The organism is Cyclobacterium lianum, from assembly GCF_900143075.1.
Taxonomy (GTDB): Bacteria; Bacteroidota; Bacteroidia; order Cytophagales; family Cyclobacteriaceae; genus Cyclobacterium; species Cyclobacterium lianum.
Map to the genome: position 1 here is coordinate 434613 of NZ_FRCY01000005.1, position 18885 is coordinate 453497.

The following is an 18885-nucleotide window of genomic DNA, read 5'->3' on the forward strand; positions in this document are numbered from 1 at the left end:
CTTGTGTTCATTTTGTAACCGCCTATGCGCCTGCTGCTGGTAATACTGGCCCTGCATCTGCTATGTTTAAACCGGGGTTTTGCCTGGGGTTTTTATGCGCACCGACTGATCAACCGCCAGGCGGTATTCTCCCTTCCACCAGAAATGATGGTGTGTTTCAAACCTCACATCAACTATATCAGTGAAAAGGCGGTAAATCCGGACCGGCGTCGGTATGCAGTAAAGGGTGAAGCGGAAAAACACTTTATCGACCTGGATATTTACGGAGACAGTGCATGGGTTAAATTGCCACGATATTGGTCAGATGCTGTCGCAACGTTTGGTGAGGACAGCCTGCGAAACTCCGGTATTGCGCCATGGAGCACCTATCAAACCTTCCTACAGTTGACCAGGGCATTTGAGCAAAAGGATTTGAGCCTTATTCTACGTCTTGCCGCAGACCTGGGGCACTATATTGCAGACATCCACGTACCCTTGCATACCACCAAAAATTACAACGGGCAGTTCACGGGGCAGTATGGCATACACGGCTTCTGGGAAAGCCGGCTTCCTGAATTGTTCGCTTCGGACTATAATTTTTTTGTAGGGAAGGCCGAGTACATTTCGCAACCTCAGGCGGCCATATGGGAAACCATTGCCCGATCACATGTAGCGCTTGACTCGGTTTTGGGGTTTGAAAAACAATTGAACGACCGCTTCCCTGAAGATAAGAAATATAGCTTTGAAGAAAGGGGAGGAATCAATACCCGGGTTTACGCCAAAGCCTACAGCCAGTCCTACCACCAAATGCTATCCGGACAAGTGGAAAGACAAATGCGTAATACCATCAAGATGATCGCCGATTTCTGGTACACCGCCTGGATTCTGGCTGGCCAGCCAGATATGGGCACAGACATTGTACTGCCAGAAGAAAAGGATAGCCTCTACCTGCCGGACGAGTCCCTGAAAGAAATCCGGCAACATGACAGTAGCTTTAATGCCCCGCCAGGACCCGTCTGGATGAATTCAGGTACTGCCCGATACTTTTGGCCAGTCGTTCGAAAGTATCGCGAAAGACGTCCTCGTTTTCTTCTAACAGGGTAACTCTGAAGCCTCTTAGGTCGGAGCAAAACGAACTTACGGGAACTACGCATATCTTCTCTGAAGCCAGCAGGTTGTAGACAAATCGTTTGTCATGCGGCATTTCTTTCTCCTGCAGCCAGGTATCCAGGTAGCCCTGGATTCGCTGATCCTCTACTGGCAGGGACTGGTCTGCATCCAGCACCCCGTCGTCAAAGATGACCGTGTTGTAAAATGCCCCTTTGGTTTTGTTAAATTTGATGCCCTTCACATTCCCCAGTACCTCTTCCATGATCCGGCTTCTGGTTCCTATTGCAGCATTGGCCTGCTTGCGGTAGGCCTTGTAATCCGGGTGACTCATGATTTTGGGTATGGCCAACTGAGGAAGCGTAGTAGAACAAACCTCTATCATTTTTGCGTTTTCCAATGTAGCGCAAAGCTTGGAAAACTCTTCGGAGGTATGTTTGTTGTAAAATTCCATCCAACCACAGCGAGAGCCTGGCCAGGGAAACTCTTTGGAAATGCCCTTCAGGGAAATCCCCGGCAAATCATCTCCCAGAATCTCCGCGAGCCCTATGGCTTCATATCCATTATAGGTGATATTTTGATAAATTTCATCCGCTATGAGAAGGAGGTTAAACTCGCGGGCTATTGCTACAAAGCGGTCCAACACCTCTCTGGGATACACCATCCCGGTAGGATTGTCGGGGTTGATGATCAGTATGCCTACTATCGAGGGATTGTACTTTACCTTATTGTACAAATCGTCCATATCAGGGTACCAGCTGTTATCGGGATCCAGATTATAGGTAATCGGTCGGGTATTGGCATGGGCCGCTTCTGCCGAACTGTGCGTGGAATAGGCAGGTGAAGGTCCAATGATCCTGGCAGTAGGTATCAGAAACTGATACAGCTTTGCAATTCCATCTCCCAGACCATTAAAAAACAGAATGTCTTCCGGCCCGATTTGCACACCCCCCTTTTGGTTGTTACAGGACGCGAGATACTTGCGCGTAGCCATCATACCTTTGCTGTCGGCATAGCCATAGCTGTGATCATCCTGCACCAATCCTGAGACGATCTCCTTCATCCATGCCGGGATGGTATTGTTTTTCTGGATGGGGTCTCCAATGTTTTCCCACGTGATCTCATATCCTAACTCCTCAATCATACGGGCTTTTTTTACAATACCCCTGATTTCGTAGTTCAACTCTTCGGCTCCCGGTCGCAATAACAATTGTCTCATCATATATTTACCTGGTATTCCCTTTATATCACAAAGAAACAAAAAAAGGATTTTAACCTATTCACTTCAGAAAATAAAAGCAAGGCATATAGGGATTTTACATTAACTTTTTATATTTAATCCTCCCGGGAGTAAGGTCGCCCAGCCTTTTTCTTTTGTTTTCTTCATACTCTGTAAAATTGCCCTCAAACCAATATACTGCGCTATCTCCTTCAAAGGCAAGAATGTGCGTACAAATCCTGTCCAGAAACCACCTGTCATGGGAAATAATTACGGCACATCCTCCAAAATTCTCCAAGGCTTCTTCCAGTGACCTGAGGGTATTGACATCCAGGTCATTGGTAGGCTCATCCAGCAATAGCAGGTTACCTCCCTTTTTAAGTGTCATGGCCAGATGAACGCGGTTTCTTTCTCCTCCAGAGAGTACACCCACCTTTTTTTCCTGATCTGCACCACCGAAATTAAACCGGCTCACATATGCCCTGGCATTGATTTCTTTATTTCCCAACTGGATAAATTCATTTCCCTCCGAGATGATCTCGTAGACAGATTTTTTTGGGTCAAGGTCATCATGTTCCTGGTCTACATAGGCGATTTTGACTGTCTCGCCGATTTCAAAATGGCCCGCATCGGGCTTTTCCCTACCGGTGATCAACTTAAAAAGCGTGGACTTTCCAGCCCCGTTGGGACCGATCACACCCACAATTCCTCCCTGAGGAAGAGAAAAGGTAAGGTCATCAAACAGGAGTTTGTCCCCGTATGCTTTCGACACTCCTTTCACTTCGATCACCTTACTTCCCAGACGGGGACCCGGTGGAATGTACAACTCCAGTTTGGATTCTTTTTCCCTGGCCTCTTCTCCTACCAGTTTGTCATAGGCATTGAGCCTGGCCTTGCCCTTGGACTGTTTGGCCTTGGGAGACATGCGGATCCATTCCAATTCTCTTTCCAGCGTTTTTTGTCGTTTGGATTCGGTCTTTTCTTCCTTTTTCAACCGTTCTTGTTTCTGTTCCAGCCAGCTTGAATAATTGCCTTTCCAGGGAATACCTTCACCACGATCCAATTCCAGTATCCAACCCGCCACATTGTCCAGAAAATAGCGGTCGTGGGTCACGGCGATGACCGTGCCCTTGTACAATTTGAGATGCTGCTCCAGCCAAAGCACCGATTCTGCGTCCAGGTGGTTTGTAGGCTCGTCCAGGAGCAGCACATCCGGCTCCTGCAGCAATAGCCGGCAGAGGGCAACCCTCCGCTTTTCACCTCCGGAAAGGTGACCCACCACCGCATCAGCAGGAGGAAGACGGAGGGCATCCATGGCCTTTTCAAGCATGGTCTCCAATTCCCAGGCATTGGCAGCATCCAGCTTTTCCTGCACCTCGCCCTGCTGGTTGATGAGCTTCTCCATGGCGTCCGGATCCTCCATCACAGCAGGATCCATAAATTTTTCATTGATGGCCTCAAATTCCCTGAGCAAATCGATGGTAGACGCCACAGCCTCTTCCACCACTTCTTTGACAGTTTTGGCAGGGTCCAATTCCGGCTCCTGCTCCAGCATTCCTACAGAATATCCCGGCGACCAGACCACTTCTCCCTGGTATTCCGTATCCCTGCCGGCAATGATCCTGAGCAGAGAACTTTTTCCAGAGCCATTGAGACCTAACACTCCAATTTTTGCACCATAAAAAAACGACAGGTATATATCCTTCAACACTTTTTTCTGTGGAGGGTAAATCTTCGATACACCCGCCATGGAAAAAATTATTTTTTCATTACTCATGCTTCAATAACGTTTTAATTCAATCAACAAAGATGGTAAAAAATCCGCTTTCTTAGGATAAATGAAGCATTATTAATTAATTTGCAGAAATTGGAAAAACCACTTCAGAATTACAACCAACCTTGCTGATCATGACGGAGCATCCCTATGGATATATAAAAGAAGACAAAATTTATTTAAAGGGTTTTTTGGGCCAGGAAGACCGGATCATCGGAGAAGTGAAGGAGGATGAAGCATCCACAATACGCTATTTCGAGGATCGGTACGATACAGTGAAGGGCAAAGTTGAAAAACTCAAAGCCGACATTCAGGAAAACCAGAATAAAGGTTCTTTTCTGATGAAACTTATCCACCTCAAAGATTCCCTGATGCATTATGACGGCCTGGGCGATTTCCCCTCCCTGATCAAAGAGCTTGAGGAGCAGGAGGCCTATCTGGAAGAGATCATTCAGGCAAACCGAAAGAAAAATCTGGAAATTAAAGAGGCTTTAATTGCTGATGCTGAATCTATTAAAAACAGTACAGACTGGAAGGAGACCTCCGAGGCATTTAAGGAATTGAAACTGAAATGGCTCAAAACAGGTCCGGTAGAAAAAGAGCTGGAGGAGGAAGTAGAGCAAAAATTTCAGGCCATTCTTGATGTTTTTTATGGCAATAGGAAAAATTATTTTGAGGGTCTGGCGCTTCAGGCTGAGCAAAATATAAAGGTGTACGAAAGCCTCCTGGAGCAAGCCAGGGAAGCCCATGACCTGCCCGATGCAAAAATGGCATTTGAGATCAGTAAGAAAATCCAGAAACAGTGGAAATCTTCCGGCCGGGTACCGGCGGCAAAACGTCAGCCTATCTGGGATGAATTTTCAAAGTTAAACAACCGTATTTTTAGCCGATACAAGCGCATGGCGCAAAATACCCCCAGGTTGAGCCCTGGCCTGGTCATCAAAAAAATCGAAAAGATGGCGGAGGAGATGAAGCAACTATCCAGAGGAAAGGTGGACGATAGCAAACTCTCGCAGGCCAAAAGACTGCAGGCTGAGTGGAAAAAATTGCCGCCAAAAAAACCGAGAAACGCACAACAAAGCATTGGGTCTTTCGTATTCTTTTCAGAAATCGTTTTTGAGAAATCCTTTCTGGATAAACTTTGTCATTCCAAGTATCCCGGTTTTGAGAATAAACCGTTTGAAGAGCAAATCACCCTCAAATCCGGGTTGCTTAAAGATCTGATCGCAAGAGATCAACGCGAATTGAGCACGGTAAAAGAAAATGCAGAAAACTTCCGGACTCAGGAAGGAGATTTTGACCAAATGATGCGGCGAAAAATCGGTGCCTACAAAAGAAAAGTCGATGTAAAAAATCACATATTAAAGGAACTTACAAACAATTGATCCGTAATTGTTTGAGAATTAAAAAGAATTCATATTTTTGCACCCCGTTCGAAGGGGACGTTAAAACTTGTGTAGACTATGTATTGGACTTTAGAACTTGCCTCCTATCTGGAAGATGCTCCGTGGCCTGCCACTAAAGATGAGTTGATTGACTTTGCCATCCGTTCCGGAGCGCCTTTGGAAGTTGTAGAAAACCTTCAGGAGCTGGAAGATGATGGAGAACCTTATGAAAATATTGAAGAGATCTGGCCGGATTACCCGACCAAAGATGATTTCTTCTTTAACGAAGATGAATATTAAACAAGGTCTGGCGTCTTCCCCAACAGGAGGACGTTTTTTTGTTCAGTACCCGCTGACATTTTTTGACCGGCAACAGCCCAGATAATCCGCTTAAATCCGCAATGCCTTTCTCAGTTTTGCCATCCCCGATTTGCTCACGGGCAATTGGCTGCCATCCCTGAGGAAAACCAGGTGGTTTTCTTTTTGATAGGGCTCTATTTTGCTTATCTCCAGAATATTTACCAGATAGGACCGGTGGATCCGTACAAATCTGGATGGATCAAGCGCATGCTCAAGATCCGTCATCGTGTTTAATTTCAGATAGCTATTACCCGCTGAGACGATTTTGACATAATCCCCGTCTGCTGCCAAATAAGTGACTTTTTCTACCGGGATGATGTGAATTTTGCTTCCGGTTTTGACAACCAACCTTTCCAGTCGTTCCCTGACCGGCATTTCTCCCCCCATCGGCGGCGATTTGTAGCTGTTTACCCTGTTTTCCTGAAACTCTTTCATTACTTTGTCAAGTGCTTGTTTCAGCCTCTCCCTGGAAAATGGCTTCAACAGGTAATCCAGCGCCTGCTTATCGAAAGCCCGCAAGGCATAGGCCTCGTAGGCTGTGGTAAATATAACCCTGGGTGCCTGGTCGAGCAAATCGAGCAATTCAAAACCATTGATCTTAGGCATCTGAATATCCAGAAACAGCAGATCAGGCGCCAGCTCATTGATGGACTTAAATGCCTCAAAACCATCATTGCAGGAGCCAATTACCTGAAAATCCGGAAATTCTTCCAGATACTCCTTCAGGAGTTCCTGAGCCAATGGCTCATCATCTATAATCAGACAACGTATCATTTTACCAACGGAATTTTGAGTGTAGCAGAATATATGCCTGACTTCTGATCACAATCAAGGAGGTCATTTCGTCCAAAAATCAGAAACAATCGCCTTTTCAGGTAATTGAGTCCAAAACCCGTTCCCGCTAACTTCAGGGATTGATCATCCATAGGATTGTGGACGGAGATGACTAACAGGCTCTTTAGCCGTCTTGCCTCAATCCGGATTATGATCTCACCAGTAGTACCATACAGACCGTGCTTCACCGCATTTTCTACCAGTGTCTGTACCATCAATGAGGGAAGTTTCAATTTTTTCAATTCATCGGGAATATCAATCTCATAGGCTAGCCGGTGTCCGAAACGGATTTTTTCAAGCGCAAGATACTGAGATATCACCGCCAGTTCCTTTTCCAGACTCTCCCATTTTTGTGGATCTTTATTCAGATTTTCCCGGTAAAAGTCTGCCAACCCCTGCACCATTTGCCTGGCTTTATCGGGTTGCTTGCCCAGGAGCGCATTGATAGAATTCAGGCTATTGAACAAAAAATGCGGTTGGATCTGCTGCCGCAAATAATGCAATTCGGCTTCCCTGGTCAATTTCTGGTATTGTTCTCCCTGTTGTATCAACTGAAAATCCTTTTCGGTGGTTTTGCCTGACATTATCTGAAGTGCCAGCAGATGAAAAAGCAGCACAGCTACTGTCAACCTGAAAGGGATGGATGCATCAAAAAAAACCAGGAAAGAGGGATCTCCGAAGAGATCAGCTTTCCAAATCAATCTGCAAAGAAAAACCAGGGCAGTACCGGACAATATGGAAAACATGAGCGCCGGCCAGGACCGGAATTTTCCTGCAGGATAATAGTACAGTATCAGGTTCATCCCCAATACGCCTATCCCGAAAGCAAGCGTACTCATCAAAGCATCTTTCAGGACCCAACCCCAGTCCTGATGCCAGTAAAAGGAACTGAATACCACTCCGCCAAAAACCAGTAGTAAAAAAAATGCCTGATCCGGTAGGTTACCGGTAATTTGGTAGGGTTTTTCAGCTGCATTCATCCTTGACCTTAGTTTCAGTACGAGGAAATTTCCATGCCGCCAAATATGACAGATCCTGTGAGGACAAGTTTCTTCTCCGGATCCTGTGTGGCCTGATGCAGGTACCGCTTGTCTTCTACTCCTGCTGCCAGATTGCTTACCCCCAATTGTACATCCCAGTGAGGAGGGACGATGAGCTTCACCCCACCAAAGACAACAGAAACCTTCAATACCGCCTGCCCCTGAATGTCTGCATGCATCAGATCGATGTCTGTCCCACCAAAGACTGTAGTAATTTCTCCTCCCTGGAAGTTTTTTGAGATTACCTTTCTTTTTATGCCGCAAAAAATGGCTTCTACATTGAGGTAATCCGGATTATCCTTGGTGTCGGCTTCAGCGGCTGCCTGCCCTGTCCGGAGCTTCTTTTCCCATTTGTCATAGTTGCCCTCCCAGTCCTTCCAGTTTATCGCCGGATTATTGTTTTTTTTAAAAATAATAAGCAAGCCAAGTACGATCAATGCCACAGGAAAGAGGTACGGCCCCAGCTCGTAGGGAAGGAAGATTTTATCTCTCAAGAGGAAAAAACCTCCTATCAGCAGTAATACTACCGAGCCTGTATTCGTAAATCCATTTTTATAGCCTGAGTATAAGCCAATGGCGATCAATATCATGGGCCAGGAAAATAACCATCCCGGTATGAACATGCCAGCCTGCTTGAGCAGCAGCAAGGCCCCAATGACCAGAATCAACAAGCCCAGGGCGTGGTTTCCGTTACGTTTGTTTTTCATTTTTTTACCATTTGATTGCTAAAGAACATGCCTTACTCTTTCATCAGTAACAGTGCCCGGCTGGATTGCTCCTGCCCTGCTCCCTGATTGGCATATGTGAAATTACCGGATAAAACTAACGCACATTTGCCGTCAACCAAAGTATACCTCTGTCAGACCAATCCAACAATCGATAAACGACATGATTTTCCCGTTAAATCCGGTTTTGAGATCTGGAAATCAGGAAATCTGCATAGTCCAGGTCTTCGGGCGTGGTCAACTTTATATTTTCCAGGTTACCCGGGATAAGGTGAACCTTCCAGCCCATATTCTCATATACCGTGGCATCATCGGTAAAGAAGTCCCTTTCGCCTACCGCAAAGGCCGCCCGGATCTTTGCCAGTTGAAAAGTCTGAGGGGTCTGAATCAGCCGGTACCGATGCCTTTCCCGGTATTCAGAATGATCTGCATCCCAGACCTCCCTGATCGAGTCTTTTAAGGCCACCGCTGGCACGGCACTGCCCTTGATTGCTGCCATTGCAAAACTTTCCCGGATTACCTCCGGACTGACAAAGGGCCTCACCCCATCATGGATCGCCACAAGTCCATCCGGTGCCCCAATGCCGCTGAGCCCATTGCTGACACTACCGTATCTGCTCCTGCCTCCCCTGACCAGGGTGTGCGGAATGGCGAAGGAATACGCTGAGCAAAGTTCACCCCAATACGAAAAATCCTTTTCCGGTAAGACCAGCAGTATTTTCATTTCCGGATCGTAGGCATAAAACCGTTTTAAAGTATGCATCAACACAGGTAAATCACCAATCTTCTGGTATTGCTTGGCGACAGCTCCTCCCATCCGCATTCCGGAACCTCCGGCAACAATAATGGCATATTTCGGGCCTATATTTCCCATGGCTTCACTCAACTTACCAATAACTTAGCACACACCAAAGCCGAAAATACCTCCCTGTGGTCTCCGTAGGCTACTTTCATGTTCTTGTCAAATTCCTCCACTTCCAGAATTTCTACCTGTGCACCCAGTGCAAGCCCCTTGCTATTCAGGTATTTCAAAAATTCATCAGAGGTATGGCTCAAGGCCTTTAATTCTACCCGCTCTCCGGAGCGGCAATCTGCCAGCGAGCGGTATTCCTGTGCTGCGATCTGCCCGTCCTTATTGGGAATGGGCGAACCGTGAGGATCACGCTTCGGAAAGCCCAGCAACTCATCCATCCGGTCGAAAAATGCAGGAGACTGAATGTGTTCCAACTGTTCGGCTATATCGTGCACCTCCTCCCAGCCAAAACCCATTTTCTCCACCAGATACATCTCCGTCAGCCTGTGTTTGCGAATGATCCTGGCCGCCATCTTCCTGCCTTTTTCTGTGATTTTGAGGGGCTTGTATTTTTCATATTCCAGCAGTCCCATAGCCGCCAGCTTTTTTACCATGCTATTGACAGAGGGTAAACTTACCTCCAGCGCCTGGGCAATGCCGGTCGTATTGACCTCATCACTGGTAAAGGCCTGATTAAAAATAACCTTCAGATAATTTTCTATGGACTGGCTGTTCATCAACTCAAGTTTTCAAACAAATATAAAAAATATTTGAAATAAATTTGTTAGTCTATCCTAACTATTTAAATTTGCTAAAGCTAAATGCTTTTCAAAATCAGGATTGATCAGTACATCGGACGCCTATTGCAGAATTTTGTATTTGATCTTTCAAGGGTTTGACCGAAATCTTTTGAAAAGGCCACCAAAAAATTCAGCGATATGTTTGACACTCTTATCGAATATTTGGGCAGTATTGCTCCGGTAAATGCAGCACTGATTGCTACCGTATTCACCTGGCTGCTGACAGCGGCCGGTGCTGCCTTTGTCTTTTTCTTCAAACAAATGAACAGACCGCTATTGGATGCCATGCTGGGGTTCACCGGCGGGGTGATGATCGCCGCCAGTTTCTGGAGTTTGCTGGCACCAGCCATCAGTATGAGCGAGGGAGAAGGCTTCGTCAAGGTGTTGCCCGCGGCTATTGGCTTTCTGGGGGGCTCTGTTTTTATTTTTGTTCTGGACAAATTTCTGCCGCATATCCATGTGAATTTTAAGCGGGCGGAGGGCATCAAAACGCCCTGGCAAAAAACTACCCTTCTGGTTTTGGCCATTACCATGCACAATATCCCGGAGGGACTCGCAGTAGGAGTATTGTTTGGAGGAGCCGCTTCTGCCATATCAGAAGCTACCATCTCGGGGGCTGTCGTTCTGGCGCTTGGGATAGGACTGCAAAACCTGCCTGAGGGTATTGCCGTGGCGGTTCCGTTGCGACGTATGGGCATGAGCCGGAGAAAAAGTTTCTTCTTTGGTCAATCCTCCGCACTGGTGGAGCCAATAGCCGGAGTGATGGGTGCAGCAGCGATTACGATTTTCACTCCCGTACTGCCTTATGCGCTCGCATTTGCAGCAGGCGCCATGATATTTGTGGTCGTTGAGGAAGTAATTCCCGAGAGCCAGCAAGACGGCAATACGGATCTGGCTACCCTGGGCTTTATTGGCGGTTTTACCATCATGATGATCCTGGATGTTGCGCTCGGATAAATACTGTTTTAGCTACCTTGGTAGACTTCCGGATTGACCGGGTAAGGGATTTGCTCTCCTTTGAGCCCGGCAATGATATTTTCTACTGCACATCGGGTCATTTCATCCCTGGTCTCCCGCGTAGCTGATCCGATGTGCGGAAATACCACCGCGTTATCCATATCCAACAAGGGATTGTCCGGCTGCATGGGTTCAGGATTGGTTACATCCAGGCCTGCTCCCCAGATAATTTTCTGATCCAGGGCTTTGATCAGATCTGCCTCCTTGTGCACGCCTCCCCGGGCCGTATTGATAAAAATTGCCGAAGATTTCATTTGCTTGAATTGCTCCAGCCCGAACATTTCTCGGGTCTCGTCTGTAAGTGCTGTATGCACCGATACCACATCACTCTCCTGCAGCAGCGTTTCGAGACTTACCCGCCGGGCTCCGTAGGCCTTTTCTGCCGCATCGTTGCGGCCGCGGTTGTAATAGAGAATATTCATTCCCCAGGAACGGCTGCAGATTTTGGCCAGCTCAGCGCCAATTCTTCCCAGACCCACGATTCCTAAAGTCTTCCCTGCCAGGTCAAAACCCAAACCCTCGGTAGGTTTGGCTATCCCCCAGGCTCCCTTTTTGATCCTCCTGTGGTGGTACAATGCTCTTCTGGCCACTGTCAGCATGAGCAACAAGGCGGTTTCCGCGGTGGCTTTGTTCAACACATTCGGGGTATTCCCTATGGGTATTCCCATTTTGGTAGCCGCCGCTATGTCCACTCCGTCAAAGCCTACCGAATGTAGTGCCACCACTTTAAGGTGCCGGCACTGGTCAAAGAAGTCAGCGTCCATCCCTGACTGCCCCGCACTTAAAAATGCGTCGTGACCCTTGCAGAATTGTATGGCCTGCCCACGATCCAATATGGGTTTTTCCTTCCAGACCGTGTAGGCTATTCCAGCCTCCTCCAGCATGCGGTAGCCGCGTTCTGGGATGATCTTGTTGATAAATACTTTCATTGCTTAGGTTTTGGGCTGTTTACAGAAACTACTCCATTTGAAATTTTCACTTCCCTATTTCACATATCTGAAATCAAACCTTTTGTCAAAATCCTCCAAAAAGCCGGCAATCAGCCCAATTACATGTTCAATGTCTTTCTTGCTTGCCGTTTCTACAGTGGTATGCATGTACTTGATAGGCAGGGAAATCAAAGCGGATGGTACGCCGCCATTGGAATAGGCAAATGCATCTGTATCGGTACCGGTACTTCTGGACGAAGCCGATCGCTGAAATGGGATTTCTCTCTTCGTGGCACTTGCTATGATCAGGTCCAACAGCTTCTTGTGCACTGCCGCACCGCAGGTAAGCACCGGACCACTGCCTGCGGAATAGTCGCCGCTGGTGATTTTGTTGTACATCGGAGCAGTGGTGTCGTGACACACGTCAGTGATGATGGCCACATTTGGTTTGATTCTGGCCGCTATCATTTCGGCTCCACGCAGTCCGATTTCCTCCTGTACAGCGTTGACGATATAGAGTCCGAAGGGCAGGTTGATTTTATCCTGTTTGATCTTTCTTGCGACTTCTGCAATCATGTAGCCGCCGATACGGTTGTCCAGCGCCCTGCCCGAATAAAACTTATTATTCAGCTCGGTCAGCTCGTCTTTAAAGGTGACCACACAGCCCACATGGATACCCATTTCCAACACCTCTTCTTTGCTGCGGGCTCCCACATCCAGAAAAATATTCTCCATTTTGGGTGATTCTTCCTTGGCTTTGTCCCTGACGTGAATGGCCGGCCAGCCAAATACACCGGGGACGAGCCCTTTATCTGTGTGGATATTTACCCGCATAGAAGGGGCAATCATGTGGTCCGAACCGCCATTTCTGATCACGTAAATGTATCCTTCGGCAGTGATGTAGTTGACAAACCAACTGATCTCATCGGCGTGCGCTTCAATGACTACCTTGAAATCTGCCTCCGGATTGATCACTCCCACCGCCGTACCATAGGCGTCTGTGAAGTAATCGTCGACTAACGGGCGGACATAATCCAGCCAGATCTGCTGGCCGGAAGCCTCAAAACCTGTAGGTGAGGCATTGTTTAAATATTGGTAAAGAAATTTTTCGTTTGTATCCATTTGGTGATTTTTGTTGAACGCATAGCAGCTACCAAAAATTAAAAGGTCGATTGGCTCTGCTGCCTGAATGAAAAGGTAAAAATACAGATTACACGGGGTTAAAAAAACGTATGCCTCACTTTTAAACCGAAAGGTAGCAGAGGACCATGCAGTAATAATCCCTGTTTTTTTTCCCCAATGACCTGCCTTTTCGAATTTAAAACGCTGTCTGTTACACATAAACGATAAACTTTATATATTCGCAAAACTTTTGAAGACCGTGTTTATGAAAAATAAAGCCGCCGTAATCGATATGGGTACCAACACCTTCCATTTGCTCATGGTGGCATTGGGCGAAAAAAGTTTTGATACCCTCTACAAGGAGAAGGTAGCCGTAAAGATCGGCCAGGGAGGCATTAGCCAGAACCTGATTTTGCCTGATGCGCGGAAAAGAGCCCTCCATACCCTGCGCCATTTCAGGGAATTGCTTCAGGGCGAAAAAATAGATCAGATCTATGCCTTCGCCACCAGTGCGGTCCGGAATGCGGAGAATGGCCCAGCCTTTGTCAAAGAGGTCCGGGAGCAAACCGGCATCGCTATTCAGGTCATTGATGGAGAAAGGGAGGCAGAGCTGATCTACAAAGGGATCCGGATGAGCGGATGCCTGGACCAGACCAATGCGTTGATGATGGATATTGGCGGAGGATCTGTAGAATTTATCATCGGAAATGAGGATCAGATCCACTGGAAAGGGAGTTTTGAAATCGGGGGGCAACGTATGCTTGACCTTTTTCACTACCACGATCCCATTTTGCCGGAAGAAATCGACAAGCTCAATCAGTACTTGTTTCAGCACCTGCAGCCCCTGATCAGGGCGATCCGGCAGTTTAATCCCCAGCAACTGGTGGGTGCCTCCGGCACCTTTGACACCCTGACAGACATCTACCTGGCCGGCAATCAGCAGCCCAAATCAAAAAGCAAGCACAAACACCTGCTCCCCATCCAGGCTTTCCGCGAAATCGCTGCCATGCTCACCCACCTGAACAAGGAAAAAAGACTTGCCATACCCGGAATGATCCCCATGCGCGTGGACATGATCGTGGTCGCATCCAGCCTGATCTGTTTTATTCTCAATCATCTGGCTCCCAAAGATCTGCTCTGCTCTACTTATTCTCTAAAAGAGGGCGCATTGGCAGAGATGATAGAAAAGGTTTCTGCAGGTCTTGAACTGACGGTCCAACCCTGGCAATAATCCCTGCCGACATTTCCCAAATTCTTTAACTTTTTGCACTTTTGCACCATTATCCTATCTATTTCGCCTCTTGACATGCAATTTGAATTCACCCAGCTAGAACAATTTACCAAAAAGGTCCTGACAAAAATCGGCTGCCCCGAAACAGATGCTGCCACAGCAGCAAAAGTGCTTTTGGCGGCAGACCTGAGAGGGGTAGATTCCCATGGTGTAGCCCGCCTTTCGGGCTATGTACGCCTGTGGGAAGCCGGTAGGATCAATGTAAAGCCAAAGATCAGGATCACTCACGAGACACCGAGTACGGCCGTAGTAGATGGAGACGCCGGTCTGGGCCTTGTGGTCGCACCCTTTGCGATGCAGGTGGCCATTGACAAAGCAAAAACGGCCGGTACAGGTTGGGTTTCGGTTAAAAATTCCAATCATTATGGCATAGCGGGAATCCATGCCATGGAGGCTTTGAAGCAAGACATGGTCGGCATATCGCTGACCAATGCCAGCCCACTTGTAAGTCCCACCTTTTCCAAAGAAAGGCTTCTGGGCACAAACCCTATTTCGGTAGCGATTCCTGCAGGTAAACAACCTCCTTTTGTATTGGACATGGCCACTACCACGGCGGCCAATGGAAAACTTGAAATCCTGCAGCGCAAGCAGCAAGAGGCACCTTTCGGCTGGATACAGGACAAGGATGGAAAACCCAGTCAGAGTCCCTTCGCGGTGAAGGAAGGCGGGGCTTTGTTGCCATTGGGAGGAGACCGGGAGCATGGTTCACACAAAGGCTATGGACTGGGATCGGTGGTCGATATTTTTTCGGCAGTATTGTCGGGAGCCAATTACGGGCCCTGGGTGCCCCCCTTTGTGGCATTTCTGGAGCCTCATCCCCATCCGGTAGGTGAAGGACTGGGCCATTTTTTTGGTGCCATGCGGGTAGATGCCTTCCGTCCGGCGGAAGAATTTAAAGACCATATGGACAACTGGATCAAAAGGTTCAGGGAAGCAGAACCGGTGACAGGTCAGGAAAAGGTATTGATCCCCGGAGATCCCGAGCGGGAACTGGAAACAGAAAGAAGACAGCATGGTATTCCTTTGCTTGAACCTGTCGTGAACGACCTGAAAGATCTGGGTGAAAGGTTGGGTGTTGATTGGGTGCGAAAATGACCCAAAGTGTGAAATTTAACGTGTTTCTGAAAACCCTGGGACCGGGCATACTCTTTGCCAGCACGGCCATAGGGGTATCCCATCTGGTGCAAAGTACCCGGGCGGGAGCAGAATATGGCTTTGCACTCGTGGGTTTTATCCTGGCGGCCAATCTTTTCAAATGGCCTTTTTTTGAATTTGGATCCCGCTATGCCGCAGCCACAGGGCGGTCTCTGATCGATGGCTACCAAATGATCAGTCCCTGGTATTCCCGGTTGTACCTGCTGATCAACCTGCTTTCCATGTTTTTTGTCAATGCGGCCGTTACCTTTGTGGCAGCCGGATTCCTGCAGAATCTCTTCAATATTGAACTGGCTCCCACGCTCTATTATATTCCCTCTCTGATTCTCCTGATGTTTTCATTTGCCTTTCTGGCACTGGGGAGATACTCGCTACTGGATACCGGGATCAAAATCATCGGTTCATTCATGCTGATCAGTACCTTGCTGGCCTTTTTTATTGCCCTTTTTAAAGGTCCCCAAAAACCGATTGTCTACGAGCCGCTTTCTGCCATGATAGGCCTGGAATCCTTGCCCTTTATTATTGCACTGATGGGTTGGATGCCTTCTGCCATAGACTCCTCCACCTGGAACAGCCTCTGGACCATGGAGAGAAGCCGGCAAAGCGGCTACCTGCCTACCGTGAAGGAATCGGTTTTTGAGTTCAATATGGGTTTCTGGACCTCTGCGCTACTGTCACTCTGCTTTGTGGTATTGGGTGCCTACCTTTTGTACGGCACTGGCAACAGCCTCCCCGACAATAACGTAGGCTTTGCTTCCGGAGTGGTCAACCTGTATGCTGCCCAACTGGGCTCCTGGACCTTTCTGATCATTGCTGCGGCCGGATTTACCATCATGCTGGGCACTTGCATCGGGGTGATGGATGGCTACGCCAGGTCCACCGCAAGGGTGATCGCCGTGATGCAGGGAAAGGCCGAAAAGCCTGCTGCCTACCTCTGGTGGCTGGTTCTGATCACTTTGGGGGGATTTCTGGTCCTCAGCCTTTTTATGCAGGCTTTCAACCAATTGGTAAGCCTGGCCACCACCATCTCCTTTCTGATCGCACCGGTCATTGCCCTGCTAAATTACCGGCTGGTATTCAGCGAGCACTTGTCCAAAGCCGACCAACCCGGGCCGGCCATGCGGCTGCTTTCCCTGGCAGGAATTGGATTTTTAGGCTTGTTTTCTTTGGTGATGCTGTATTATTTGTGGTGGGGGTAAAGAACCCGTTAGTTTAATCCGCACCTTTACCAGGAAAAAATATCCCGCCCCTACAGGGCTCAGACCGTTTGAGTGATTTTATAACGATGGGCTGCACCCATCGCTGGGATATCCCGCCCCTTCAGGGCTTGGTTGAATCGGTAAGCTCTTTGAGATGGGATGCATGTATTTCCAAAGTGCTTAGTGACAACAAAACTTGGTTGAATGGAAAATGAACGAGTACCCAAGCACTGAAAGTGCGAAATACCATAACACAGGGTGTAGCCCTGTGTAAAAATCGATTAAGCCAGTCCAAGCCCTGAAGGGGCGAAATAAACCGATCATAAGATAATACTCAACCAAATAAAAAAGACATGAAACCTATTTACCTCAGGAAAACCAAAAATTTACAAACCCATATCCCCTAATCCCAAACATATCTCTCGTCGTATTCAACATCATATTTTTCAAAAAACGCCCGGTACTCTTCCTGAAATGTCCTTTTGGCATGGTGTGTATGTTGGTTGGAAATGTATTGAATTATGGTGTCGACCTCAGTGGGATTTACCGAAAAGGCACCGTAACCCTTTTGCCAATAAAAGTTTTCCAATCCTGGTCCCTGTGTCTTTACCCATTTAGAAGAATGGGATTTTAAGTCCTCTAGTAATTCCACCAATGCCTTCTTTTTTGATAGCAAGCAAAGAATGTGAACGTGATCGGTGTACCCTCCTATTTTTATTGCGGAACATTCCATGTTATTGCATATCCCTCCAAGATAACGATGGAGTGCATCTTCAACCATATTATTAATCAATGGCATTCGTTTTTTTGTACTAAAAATAATGTGAATATAATTTCTAACGTGAGACTGTCCCATAATGCGTTTATTAGATTCCTACATTAAAGGAAAAATTTATAAACACCTGATACCCTAATCCTTATAAAAATATTTTATTTTTGGTTTAATCGCAAATTTGGTTGTCAATTGCCAATTAATTTTTAACGGGATTGCGAAAAGAGTAAAATATTCCACCCTTTCAGGGCTGGAATTTTGTATAAGCTCTTTGGGATGGAATGTATTTATTTCAAAAGTGTTTCTTGGCTGAATGGAAAACGAAAGAGTACCCAAGCACTGAAAGTGCGCCATATCCATGCACAGGGTGAAGCCCTGTGATATAGAACCGGTAAGCAGATCCCTAGCCCTGCAGGGGCGAAATATATTATTCAATCGTTACGCCCGATTCGAGAAAATATCAAGCCCCTTAGATTATCTGGCCCATTTTGTGATTTCCTATCACACCGCGTTTTTTGTTTTTTTAATTTAAACCTATCTTATTAATCATTTTCAAGTATTTTTAGTTACATTTAATAAGTATTGTTGGATTGGTGAAAACATGCCTTTGTGAATCTGAAGTTGGGACCGCACAAAATTTCACCAGAAAATCGCTGGCTTTTTTAGGGAAATGGATACAAACAAAAATATAATTTCCTTTCATCATAAATTAACCGGATCATGAATTACAGAATTAAGGTGGTGGCTTTTATTGGCGTTGTACTTTTTTTGAGTGCTTCCTGGGACGGGTACGGACAGACTGGTATCCGGGTAGGAATTACTGGTGGGGTTAATGCCGGTCAGCTTAAAAACAGTATTAACCTGACAGATAGGTTATGGAAGTACAATGCAGGGCTTGCATTTGCAAAACCACTTTCTGGAAATTTTTCCCTGGCAAGCGAACTGGTCTACAGCAAACAGGGTAGCAGTATAGACGGGTCCCAATCGAACAAATTACTTACCCATTTTGACTACATCGCGCTTCCTGTCCTGGTTCGTTTCAGACCAGGTGGGAAAAATATTTTCTTTCAGGCAGGTGGCAAGTTTGGGTATCTGCTAAAAGGAGAAAGGTTAAATACCAACAATAGTTCTCCAAATGACATACCGCATCTCCGCCATTGGGATGCAGGAGCTTTAGCGGGTCTGGGATATCGATTGGGAAACTATATTGTATTAGATGTCCGCTATTATAATGGACTGACGCCTTTGATTAAAGATCATTGGATATTGGATGGCGATTTAAATCCAATTTTTTATGGGGCCGACCGATTGGTTCACCGGGTTTGGTCGATGAATCTGACCTATTATCTCTGAGAAGAAAATATTCCGCCCCTACAGGGCTCAG

18 protein-coding genes are annotated in these 18885 nt (G+C 46.9%); 8 read left to right on the forward strand and 10 right to left on the reverse strand.

Annotated elements, in window-relative coordinates; translation table 11 throughout:
* Nucleotides 1-24 precede the first annotated feature (24 nt).
* Entirely contained in the window at nt 25-1083 is a 1059-nt protein-coding gene (locus BUB19_RS11030) for a zinc dependent phospholipase C family protein (RefSeq protein ID WP_073094584.1), read from the forward strand.
* On the opposite strand, the gene BUB19_RS11035 is transcribed toward BUB19_RS11030, so the two are convergent.
* Entirely contained in the window at nt 974-2305 is a 1332-nt protein-coding gene (locus BUB19_RS11035; RefSeq protein WP_073094662.1) for a pyridoxal phosphate-dependent aminotransferase, read from the reverse strand. The two genes, BUB19_RS11030 and BUB19_RS11035, sit on opposite strands and share 110 nt — an antisense overlap.
* A 97-nt stretch (nt 2306-2402) precedes the next feature.
* The gene (ettA, locus tag BUB19_RS11040; protein WP_073094585.1) at nt 2403-4082 is read right to left on the reverse strand and encodes an energy-dependent translational throttle protein EttA; all 1680 of its coding nucleotides are present in this window, start codon (nt 4080-4082) and stop codon (nt 2403-2405) included.
* Between the two features lie 131 nt (nt 4083-4213).
* On the opposite strand from ettA, the gene BUB19_RS11045 reads away from it, so the two are divergent.
* Both BUB19_RS11045 and BUB19_RS11050 read left to right on the forward strand, forming a co-directional pair.
* Nucleotides 4214-5464, forward strand: coding sequence for a DUF349 domain-containing protein (locus BUB19_RS11045; RefSeq protein ID WP_073094663.1), 1251 nt, complete (start codon nt 4214-4216; stop codon nt 5462-5464).
* Nucleotides 5465-5542: 78 nt separating this feature from the next.
* Nucleotides 5543-5764: a DUF2795 domain-containing protein gene (locus BUB19_RS11050; protein WP_010855875.1), complete on the forward strand. Its 222-nt coding sequence runs from the start codon at nt 5543-5545 to the stop codon at nt 5762-5764.
* Nucleotides 5765-5854: 90 nt separating this feature from the next.
* Here BUB19_RS11050 and BUB19_RS11055 read toward each other — a convergent pair whose 3' ends face one another.
* The 5 genes from BUB19_RS11055 to BUB19_RS11075 form a co-directional block, all read right to left on the reverse strand.
* Entirely contained in the window at nt 5855-6598 is a 744-nt protein-coding gene (locus BUB19_RS11055) for a LytR/AlgR family response regulator transcription factor (protein ID WP_073094586.1), read from the reverse strand.
* Nucleotides 6595-7638, reverse strand: a complete 1044-nt coding sequence (locus BUB19_RS11060; RefSeq protein WP_073094587.1) for a sensor histidine kinase — start codon at nt 7636-7638, stop codon at nt 6595-6597. The genes BUB19_RS11055 and BUB19_RS11060 overlap by 4 nt, the downstream gene beginning before the upstream one ends.
* A 14-nt stretch (nt 7639-7652) precedes the next feature.
* Entirely contained in the window at nt 7653-8405 is a 753-nt protein-coding gene (locus tag BUB19_RS11065; protein ID WP_073094588.1) for a LiaF transmembrane domain-containing protein, read from the reverse strand.
* A gap of 193 nt (nt 8406-8598) precedes the next feature.
* Nucleotides 8599-9297, reverse strand: a complete 699-nt coding sequence (locus tag BUB19_RS11070) for a 2-C-methyl-D-erythritol 4-phosphate cytidylyltransferase (protein ID WP_073094664.1) — start codon at nt 9295-9297, stop codon at nt 8599-8601.
* Between the two features lie 8 nt (nt 9298-9305).
* Nucleotides 9306-9953 (reverse strand): metal-dependent transcriptional regulator, encoded by a 648-nt coding sequence (locus BUB19_RS11075; protein ID WP_073094589.1) that lies wholly within the window; start codon nt 9951-9953, stop codon nt 9306-9308.
* Nucleotides 9954-10154: 201 nt separating this feature from the next.
* On the opposite strand from BUB19_RS11075, the gene BUB19_RS11080 reads away from it, so the two are divergent.
* Complete coding sequence (locus BUB19_RS11080) at nt 10155-10973, forward strand: ZIP family metal transporter (RefSeq protein WP_073094590.1); 819 nt, start codon at nt 10155-10157, stop codon at nt 10971-10973.
* 8 nt (nt 10974-10981) lie between these two features.
* Here the strand turns inward: BUB19_RS11080 and BUB19_RS11085 are convergent, their stop codons facing one another.
* Nucleotides 10982-11962 carry a 2-hydroxyacid dehydrogenase gene (locus BUB19_RS11085; protein ID WP_073094591.1) on the reverse strand — a complete coding sequence of 327 codons (981 nt, stop codon included), beginning with the start codon at nt 11960-11962 and terminating at the stop codon, nt 10982-10984.
* A 54-nt stretch (nt 11963-12016) separates the two neighbouring features.
* Entirely contained in the window at nt 12017-13084 is a 1068-nt protein-coding gene (locus BUB19_RS11090) for a M20/M25/M40 family metallo-hydrolase (RefSeq protein WP_073094665.1), read from the reverse strand.
* A 265-nt stretch (nt 13085-13349) separates the two neighbouring features.
* On the opposite strand from BUB19_RS11090, the gene BUB19_RS11095 reads away from it, so the two are divergent.
* The 3 genes from BUB19_RS11095 to BUB19_RS11105 all read left to right on the forward strand — a co-directional run bounded on the left by BUB19_RS11095 (nt 13350) and on the right by BUB19_RS11105 (nt 16729).
* Complete coding sequence (locus tag BUB19_RS11095; RefSeq protein WP_073094592.1) at nt 13350-14315, forward strand: Ppx/GppA phosphatase family protein; 966 nt, start codon at nt 13350-13352, stop codon at nt 14313-14315.
* A gap of 75 nt (nt 14316-14390) precedes the next feature.
* On the forward strand, nt 14391-15470 hold the full coding sequence (locus BUB19_RS11100) for an Ldh family oxidoreductase (protein WP_073094593.1): 1080 nt from the start codon (nt 14391-14393) through the stop codon (nt 15468-15470).
* 8 nt (nt 15471-15478) lie between these two features.
* A complete protein-coding gene (locus BUB19_RS11105) occupies nt 15479-16729 on the forward strand; it encodes an NRAMP family divalent metal transporter (RefSeq protein ID WP_084097205.1) in 1251 nt (416 codons plus the stop codon).
* A 403-nt stretch (nt 16730-17132) separates the two neighbouring features.
* Here BUB19_RS11105 and tnpA read toward each other — a convergent pair whose 3' ends face one another.
* Nucleotides 17133-17585 (reverse strand): IS200/IS605 family transposase, encoded by a 453-nt coding sequence (tnpA, locus tag BUB19_RS11110; protein ID WP_073094595.1) that lies wholly within the window; start codon nt 17583-17585, stop codon nt 17133-17135.
* Nucleotides 17586-18221: 636 nt separating this feature from the next.
* Between tnpA and BUB19_RS11115 the strand changes: the two genes are divergently transcribed.
* Nucleotides 18222-18854, forward strand: a complete 633-nt coding sequence (locus BUB19_RS11115; RefSeq protein WP_073094596.1) for a porin family protein — start codon at nt 18222-18224, stop codon at nt 18852-18854.
* The last annotated feature ends 31 nt before the right edge of the window (nt 18855-18885 follow it).